The 6982-nt window shown below is 64.6% G+C and carries 11 protein-coding genes; 2 read left to right on the top strand and 9 right to left on the bottom strand.

Annotated elements, in window-relative coordinates; all coding sequences use genetic code 11:
* Positions 1 to 15 precede the first annotated feature (15 nt).
* The 9 genes from AX708_RS16075 to AX708_RS16040 all read right to left on the bottom strand — a co-directional run bounded on the left by AX708_RS16075 (position 16) and on the right by AX708_RS16040 (position 5806).
* On the bottom strand, positions 16 to 219 hold the full coding sequence (locus AX708_RS16075; protein ID WP_066527523.1) for a hypothetical protein: 204 nt from the start codon (positions 217 to 219) through the stop codon (positions 16 to 18).
* Positions 216 to 779, bottom strand: a complete 564-nt coding sequence (locus AX708_RS16070) for a hypothetical protein (RefSeq protein ID WP_066527526.1) — start codon at positions 777 to 779, stop codon at positions 216 to 218. Before AX708_RS16070 ends, AX708_RS16075 begins: the two co-directional genes overlap by 4 nt.
* Positions 776 to 1543, bottom strand: coding sequence for an HD domain-containing protein (locus tag AX708_RS16065; protein ID WP_156443321.1), 768 nt, complete (start codon positions 1541 to 1543; stop codon positions 776 to 778). The genes AX708_RS16070 and AX708_RS16065 overlap by 4 nt, the downstream gene beginning before the upstream one ends.
* The gene (locus AX708_RS16060) at positions 1540 to 1737 is read right to left on the bottom strand and encodes a hypothetical protein (protein WP_066527533.1); all 198 of its coding nucleotides are present in this window, start codon (positions 1735 to 1737) and stop codon (positions 1540 to 1542) included. Before AX708_RS16060 ends, AX708_RS16065 begins: the two co-directional genes overlap by 4 nt.
* Complete coding sequence (locus AX708_RS16055) at positions 1734 to 2219, bottom strand: hypothetical protein (protein WP_066527535.1); 486 nt, start codon at positions 2217 to 2219, stop codon at positions 1734 to 1736. Before AX708_RS16055 ends, AX708_RS16060 begins: the two co-directional genes overlap by 4 nt.
* Positions 2216 to 4909, bottom strand: a complete 2694-nt coding sequence (locus AX708_RS16050; RefSeq protein WP_066527541.1) for a toprim domain-containing protein — start codon at positions 4907 to 4909, stop codon at positions 2216 to 2218. The genes AX708_RS16055 and AX708_RS16050 overlap by 4 nt, the downstream gene beginning before the upstream one ends.
* Positions 4906 to 5049: a hypothetical protein gene (locus tag AX708_RS20600; protein WP_156443322.1), complete on the bottom strand. Its 144-nt coding sequence runs from the start codon at positions 5047 to 5049 to the stop codon at positions 4906 to 4908. The genes AX708_RS16050 and AX708_RS20600 overlap by 4 nt, the downstream gene beginning before the upstream one ends.
* A gap of 74 nt (positions 5050 to 5123) precedes the next feature.
* Positions 5124 to 5507, bottom strand: a complete 384-nt coding sequence (locus AX708_RS16045; protein WP_066530424.1) for an ogr/Delta-like zinc finger family protein — start codon at positions 5505 to 5507, stop codon at positions 5124 to 5126.
* The gene (locus tag AX708_RS16040; protein ID WP_082745603.1) at positions 5504 to 5806 is read right to left on the bottom strand and encodes a YdaS family helix-turn-helix protein; all 303 of its coding nucleotides are present in this window, start codon (positions 5804 to 5806) and stop codon (positions 5504 to 5506) included. Before AX708_RS16040 ends, AX708_RS16045 begins: the two co-directional genes overlap by 4 nt.
* A gap of 27 nt (positions 5807 to 5833) precedes the next feature.
* On the opposite strand from AX708_RS16040, the gene AX708_RS16035 reads away from it, so the two are divergent.
* Both AX708_RS16035 and AX708_RS16030 read left to right on the top strand, forming a co-directional pair.
* Positions 5834 to 6547, top strand: a complete 714-nt coding sequence (locus AX708_RS16035; protein ID WP_067490444.1) for a S24 family peptidase — start codon at positions 5834 to 5836, stop codon at positions 6545 to 6547.
* The gene (locus AX708_RS16030) at positions 6544 to 6981 is read left to right on the top strand and encodes a hypothetical protein (RefSeq protein ID WP_066530428.1); all 438 of its coding nucleotides are present in this window, start codon (positions 6544 to 6546) and stop codon (positions 6979 to 6981) included. Before AX708_RS16035 ends, AX708_RS16030 begins: the two co-directional genes overlap by 4 nt.
* Position 6982: the final 1 nt, after the last annotated feature.

Genomic DNA, 6982 nt, shown 5'->3' with positions numbered 1-6982 from the left:
GGGGATGGGGGCGGGTCATCGGGTCAGTTCCTTTTCGCGGGCGGCGATGCGACGTTCGACTTCGCGCTGCTGGGCTCGCCAGACCCGCATCTGCAGGCAGCGTTCCAAGCGGGCTTCTTCGTCGCGTTCTTCGCTGGTGAGGGGGCGAACCAGGCGCAGGCGCGCCAAGGCGTCGCGACGCGCGTTCTGGGCGCGCTGGCGCTCGGCATAGGCGGTCATGCGCTGGGCTCCACTTCGCGCAGCCGCTTCGCTTCAGCGTTGTGATCTTCGACCGCCTTCATCAGTTCGCTTTCGGCGACAGGCTTCAGGCGCTGCAGGTCGGGTTCGAAGCCATCGCCGGCCTGCAGGGGAAGGCGCAGGAAGTGGCGGGTTTCGGGATGCTCGACGCGGATTTCGGTCGGGAAGTAGATCGAGAACCCATCCATCGCGAAGGATGCGGGGTTATATCCCAGATCAGCGGCCAAGCTGGTCGCCAGGGGCTTGCTGGGCAGGGCTGCGATCTTTGCCAGCAATGCCTTGCCAGCCTTCGACGAAGCCCTAGGGACCGCGTTCGTCATGCCCTTGACGGTGCCGATGCGGCGCCAGCCTTCGGGCAGTTCGCCATCGAACAGAACCGACTGCAGCGCCCCGTTCCAGGCGCTTGGGCAATAGCCCGACCCGCCGACTTCCTTGACGAAGGCCCATTGCTTGCCAGCGGCGTCGCGCTTCAGCAGTTCATGAAGATCAGCCTGGACGCGGCCTTCGCCGATGATTTCGAAAGTGGTGGTGTAAACGGTCATGCGGCAAGCCTTTCATCAGCGGGGAACAGGTCGGCGAAGGCAGCCAGGAAGCGGTCTTGCGCTTCGTCGGGGTGCCAGCAGCGGGTGATCTTCACGCTGGCCAGCTGCGCGCGATCGATGCGGTCGAGAATTGGCCAGGGGTCGGTTCGCCCGACCAGGTCGCGCTGTTCGATCGCCAGCGCCTGCAGGTCGGCCAGCTTGACCTGCTGCCGGCGGTAGTCGGTCCAGGACCAGCCAAAGCGGTCGGCCAGGCGCAGTTCCAGGCGGGCTTCGATCTTGCGATAGTCGGGCAGCTGGCGCTTCAGCGGGGTGACGATGTCATGAATGAAGGCTTCGGCGGCATCGTGCATCAGCGCGCAGCGGCGCAGCTGCAGCCCCTTTTCGCCGCCCAGCTGGCGCGCCAGCGGGCTGACCAGGCGCAGAACCAGCAGCGAATGCTGGGCGATGGTGTAGAACTCGCGGGTCTGGGCGCCGAAGCGGGGCTGGCGCAGGCCCGCGGCGATGTCGACCGGCCTGATGACGCTGCAATCGGGGTCGGCCAGGTCGAGATAGGAACCCGAAACCAGCGGGATGGCGGTTTCGCAGCGGACATAGTCGGGCGCGGTCTGGACCTGCGCCGACGCGCCGCCATCGGGGTCTGCCGGTGCGCAGTCGCCACACATCGGCGCGCCGCGAACCAGTCGCCAGTCAGGCGGGAAACTGCCGTCGATCGAAAGATGTCCTATCGAGCAGGAAGTGCATTCATAGCTTGCCGCATGGGTCATTGTGCCGCCCCCCAGAACAGGGCGACCAGGGCGCCGATGAAGACCCAGAAGGCGCAGCAGGCCAGCAAGGCCTTCGCGATCGGGTGAAGGCGCCAAGTCGGGCGCGGGGCGATGTTCGCGGTCTGATGCGGCGCGCGACAGGCGCGGCAGCGGCAGGCCATCGGGTGCAGTTTTTCGAAGGTCTTCGTCATCATGCTGCAGGCTCCCTGCTGGTGATCGCTGCCCGCGCTTCGGCGCGCAGCTGGTGGTTCAGCCTGGCCAGCGCGATGGTTCTGCGCCCAGGCTCCAGGTGCCAGCGCAGGGCGATGACCGCCTGCGCTTGCTCTCCCAGGGTTTCGGTGAAACCGCCCGCTTCGTCCGCGAAGGCGGCAATGCGGGCGATGGCTTCGTCGAGCGCGTCGCGCAGGACATGGTCGGCGCCGTAACCGGCGGGCTCGCCCTGGCCGGTGGCGATAAAGCGCCAGTTCGCGACCAGATATTCGAACGCGATCAGTTCGCGCTGGGCTTCGTCGGCGGTCAGCTTCCCGCCGGCGACTTCGCCAGGGAAGCGCTTCCGGCGCGATTCCAGCATGGCTTCAGCCATCTGCAGCAGCTGGTCGAAGGCGTTGCGCAGAACCGGCGGGTCTGCCGCTTCGATGCCCTGCCAGATGCGGGTCGGGGTGGGCTGGTCGATCATATGACCGGCGCCCTTCCGGCCTTCGGCTGTTCGAAGACCCAGCATTGTTGCGCCTTGCTGTCGTCGCCTGGCGGGTTGACCGCCTTCGTCGCCAGCCAGCGGCGCGACTTCGACCCGCGCAACAGCTTCTTCAGCTGGTCCAGCGGCGGCGGGAAGATGCCCGCCTGGCGACAGCGGGCTTCGAAGTCGGGGAGATTGATGGCGACGAAGTCTTCGGCGCGCCGATGCCGGTTAAGGCTCTTGCCCTGTTCGTGATCATGCGGCCCTTCGCGCCCGATCAGATAGTCGACCTTTTCCCAGAAGTCGGCGACCAGCGGGTGATCGCCGCCGGCGGATTGCTGGCGGTCCAGCGCCATGCGGTCGACTTCGGCGATGGCCTGGTCGACCCAATCCTGGCGGCAGTTCGGGAACAGCCTGGGCAGGGCTTCGATCGCGGCAGCCAGCTGCGAATGACATTTGATCGGGCGGGCGTTGGAAAGGCCTTCGACCCGCTTCCCCATCTGGGAATCGTGGAAGGTGAAGCGGTCGAAGAAAAACTGCAGGAAGCTGGCTTCCTGGCGGATGATGTGGACGATGGTCCCGCTGCATTCTTCGACCGGCCAGCCTTCCAGTCGCTGCGCCGCTTCCTTCGTCCCTGGTCCCCAAAGCGACTTGTCGATCGCCATCGACATCAGGCGTTCCAGGACTGCCGGAATCGCGTCGATGCGCTCGTTCTGCATCAGGTAGATCGAGCCCAGGAAGGGCGGTTCATCGACCTCATAACCGCCGGTCTTCTTGCCCAGCGATCGCGGCGATCTGCCGTTGTAAAGGACCAGCAATTCGTTCGGGTCGAACTGGCGGGAATGCGCCCGACCATTGTCGTCGCCGCGCCCGCTTTCGATCAGACCGACCGGCAGGTTCGCGACCTTCACCATGTTGCGGGCGAGCGCGGCGCGGGTCGCCTTGTTCGGGTCGAAGCCTTCGTAACCGACGCGGCCCAGCAGCTTCCAAAGGAATTCGACCAGGGTGGACTTGCCCGACCCTGGGGGTCCGGTGATTTCCAGAAAGCCCAGCGACTTGTGCTTTTCGCGGATCTGGACCGCGAACAGCGACTTGACCCAAAAGGCGAGCGCGATCAGGCCCCGCGGCCCGTAGGCGGTCCAGACATCGTCGAGCCAGTCGAAGCGCAGCTGGTCGGGGTCATAGTCGATCGACAGCAGGCGTTCGGTCGACCGCAGCTTCACCGCATGCTTGCCGACATCGAAATAGTTTTCCGCATTGACCTTCAGAACGCGGCCCTGGTGGACCGCCAGGTCGCCCAGAACCCATGCGCGGTGCGCCTGCGAATAGCCGGTGAACCCGATCGGCTCGACGACCTTCAGCCGGCGGGTCTGATTCTTCATCAGCCGGTCCAGCTGTTCGCCGGTCCCGCTCCACATGCCGGCGAAGGCCATCAGCCGTTTTTTGAATTCGCCCGCGTTGGCGCAGGCTGCCGATGAAAAGCGCGCCTTCACTTCGCCCGCGCGATCGGGGAAGTCGATCTTCAGGAAATAGGTGGTTTCGTCGGCGACTTCGTCGCGCTCGCGATAGAGCAGCCTGAAGGCGCAGTTCGCGATTTCGGTCAGGTTGATCTGGGTTCCGCCGGTGTCTTCGTCGGTCTTCACATTGACCCAGAACAGCCGGTTATCGTGGCGCATGTCGAAGCTGTTGATGGCGCGGGCTCTCGCCTGCGCGCGGTCGACGATCAGGCGCGCCTTCTGCATTGCGGTTTCGGCGATGGTGATCGCGCCATTGTGCAGATATTCGGCGATCGCGTTCGGCCCCAGCGGCCCATCTTCGGGCGCGCCCTGGAAGGCCTGCTGGCGCAGCAGCAGGTCATTCCAATCCAGCTTTGACCCTTCGCCATCGGGGCGAACCTGGGCGGCGGTCGCGACCCAGCCTTCCTTGAAGGCGCGCTTGATATGCTTTTTCGCATAGAAGACGCCGGCGGCGCCGACATCGAACGCGAAGACCAGCTTCGGCCTGGTCGCGATGCCTTCGGCCTGCAGATAGTCGGCCAGCGCCTTCAGGAAATGTTCGGGGTAGGGGTTGACCGACATGTTCGAAACCGCGGCGACCTTTGCGCCCTGATGGAGCGCGACCGCGTCGAAGATGCCTTCGGCAATCCAGATGGTTTCGGACTTTGCCAGGGTCGGGATGTCGAGCCCGTTCGGCGCCCAGCAATGGCCCGACCAGCTGCTGCGCGGCTTGAAGTGCGCCTTCTTCTGGAAGCGCCCAGGCTTGTCGATGATGCGTTCCCACCATGACCCGCCCAGCAAGTCCTGGGTGATCGGGAAGCGGATGGTCGCCGATGTCTGGCCGGTGTCGGGGTCGCGAAAGACTTCCTGGCTGAACTTGCCGCGCAGGAAGCGCAGGTCCAGCCCGCGTTCATAGGCCAGATAGGCTTCGGCGGCGGCGTCGGGGTTGGTTTCGGTCGGCGGGAAGCGCTTCGACCAGTCTTCGAACAGGTCGGGCAGCAGGTTGCGAACGCTGTCTTCCCATCCGCAGCGTTCGGCGCGGCCGCAGCGGACGATCTTCGGTTCCTCGGCGGCGCAATAGGCTTCGCGCTTTCCGCATTGCGGACAGGTGCCTTCCTGCATCCATGCGCCGCGGACCTTCTTGAAACCGAAGTCGCGCTTCAGCGCCTTGATGACTTCATCGCCCAGGTTCATCGCGCGGCCAGTTCCAGAGCGATGCGGGGCGCGGCTTCTTCCAGGATGACGATGATCGCGGTCGCGGTCAGGAAGGCGGTGGCAATGCAGAACGCTTTGACAGCGCGCTGCAGCCGGCGGATGGTTTCGTCGCTTGGCATAGGTAAAGGCTCCCCATCGGCGGGTTCGGCCCCGCCGCTCTCGTCAGCTGGTGGTGGTTCGGATGGCGCCCGCTTCAGCCGGTGCTGGGCGGGTCTTCGAAGAATGTGGGCTGGTCTTCGTCGGCTTCGCTGGCCGGCGGGCGAACGTGGACCAGCTGGTCGCGCGGACAGACCGGCAGGTTCAGATCAGGCCGGTCGATGTTCCCTTCGACCAGGGTGTGAACGAAGACGATGTCGGCGCGGAAAATGTGACCGCATGCGGAATCGGTGCAATGGCAGGTCATCTGGGTGACAGTTTCGCTCATGCGCTCCGACCGGCGGATGAACGCGGGCGCATCGCATTTCGGGCAAAGCATGAAACAGTTCGCGCCAGCCTTGCGACCGCCAGGCTGCAGCCGGAACTGCAGCTTCGCTTCGACCATCGGGCGCGAGGGGGCAAAGGGCTGGGGGATGGTCATGCTTGCGCGCTCCGTTGCTGGCACGACCCGACAGCGCGATCGATGCCGAACAGGCGCGAGCCCGCGCGCTGGTCGACCATCGTTTCGCGCGGATAGATGTCGGGGCGCAGATCATGCCGCGACACGCCGGTCGCCGCTTCGATCTTCAGGACGAATTCGGCGGGAACCCGCTTCGAAGACTGGACCCATTTCCAGACAGCGGTCGGGCTGACTTCGGCGATGCGCGCGATTTCAGCCTGCGAACCGGCCTTGTCGACCGCGAGGGTCAGGGCTTCGAAGGGCGTTAGAAGTTTGTTCATGACCTTCAGATAACAACCAAGGTTGTTATGGTCAACACCCAAAGTTTACGCGCCCCGTTCCCGTTTCGGCCCTATCCCTTCGGGATGGGCATCGGGGACCGAATCGAAGGCAGGCTGCGCGACCTGGACTGGTCGCAGGCTGAACTGGCGCGCCGCATCGGGGTGTCGCAACAGACGGTCTGGAAGCTGGTCAGCGGCAACGCCCAAACCTCGAAACATCTTCGGGAAATCGCGCGCCATCTTCAGACCAGCGAAGAATTCCTGCTGGGCGAAACCGATGACCCGTCAATGGCCAGCGCGCCGATCGCGCCGCGCGCGTCGGTCGATGACCGGATCATCGAAATCCCTGTCATCGATCTGGCTTATGGGATGGGCGGAACCTTCCTTGACGACTTCGACGCGACCGTTCGCAGCGAGCCCTTCCCGCTCTCCTTCATCCGGCGCTACACGAAAGCGCAGGCGGAAAACCTGGTGATCGCCGATGGTCTGGGCGACAGCATGGCGCCGACCATCGGTTCGAATGACCAGATGCTGATAGATCGCAGCGTCGACACGATTCGCGTCGCCGACCAGATCTGGGCGTTCAGCTTCGGCGGGGTCGGGATGGTCAAGCGCCTGCGCCCGCGCCCCGATGGCAGCGTCGCCATCCTCTCCGATAACCCAGCTGTCCCTGAAGACCGCGCGGTCGACGATGAACTGTTCCTAATCGGGCGGGTGGTCGCTATCGTTCGGAAAGTATGAAGAAAGCCATCGTCCCCCTGTTGTTGGCGCTGACCGCCTGTTCTTCTGGCGAGGAAAGCCCAGCCCCAGCGCCATCGCCTGACACCTTCGACATCCGCAAAGTGGACCTTTGGCGCGAACAGCCGGTCGACATCTGCCGATCGGTCGACCCAGACTTCCTTTCGAAGCTGACCGACCGCGTTCGGTCTGGCGTCGACCCAAAGTTCTGGCCCAGCTTCAGCTTCGAAGACTTCAGCGTTCGCGATGCCGATGGCGAGGGGCGGCGGGTTGCCGCCTTCCGGTTCAAGATCGACCGCGGCGCTGGCCCTGAAATGATGACCGCGGTCGGTCAGATCGACCCGAAGACCTGCGCGATCGGCGAAATGAAGCTGGGCGTCGGCCCGCATGAAGCGATGTTCGGCGATGCTGACACAGTGACAATCGAAGGGGCATAGC

The organism is Erythrobacter sp. CCH5-A1 (assembly GCF_001557115.1).
Classification (GTDB): domain Bacteria; phylum Pseudomonadota; class Alphaproteobacteria; order Sphingomonadales; family Sphingomonadaceae; genus Erythrobacter.
This window is presented reverse-complemented; position numbering and strand designations above follow the sequence as displayed.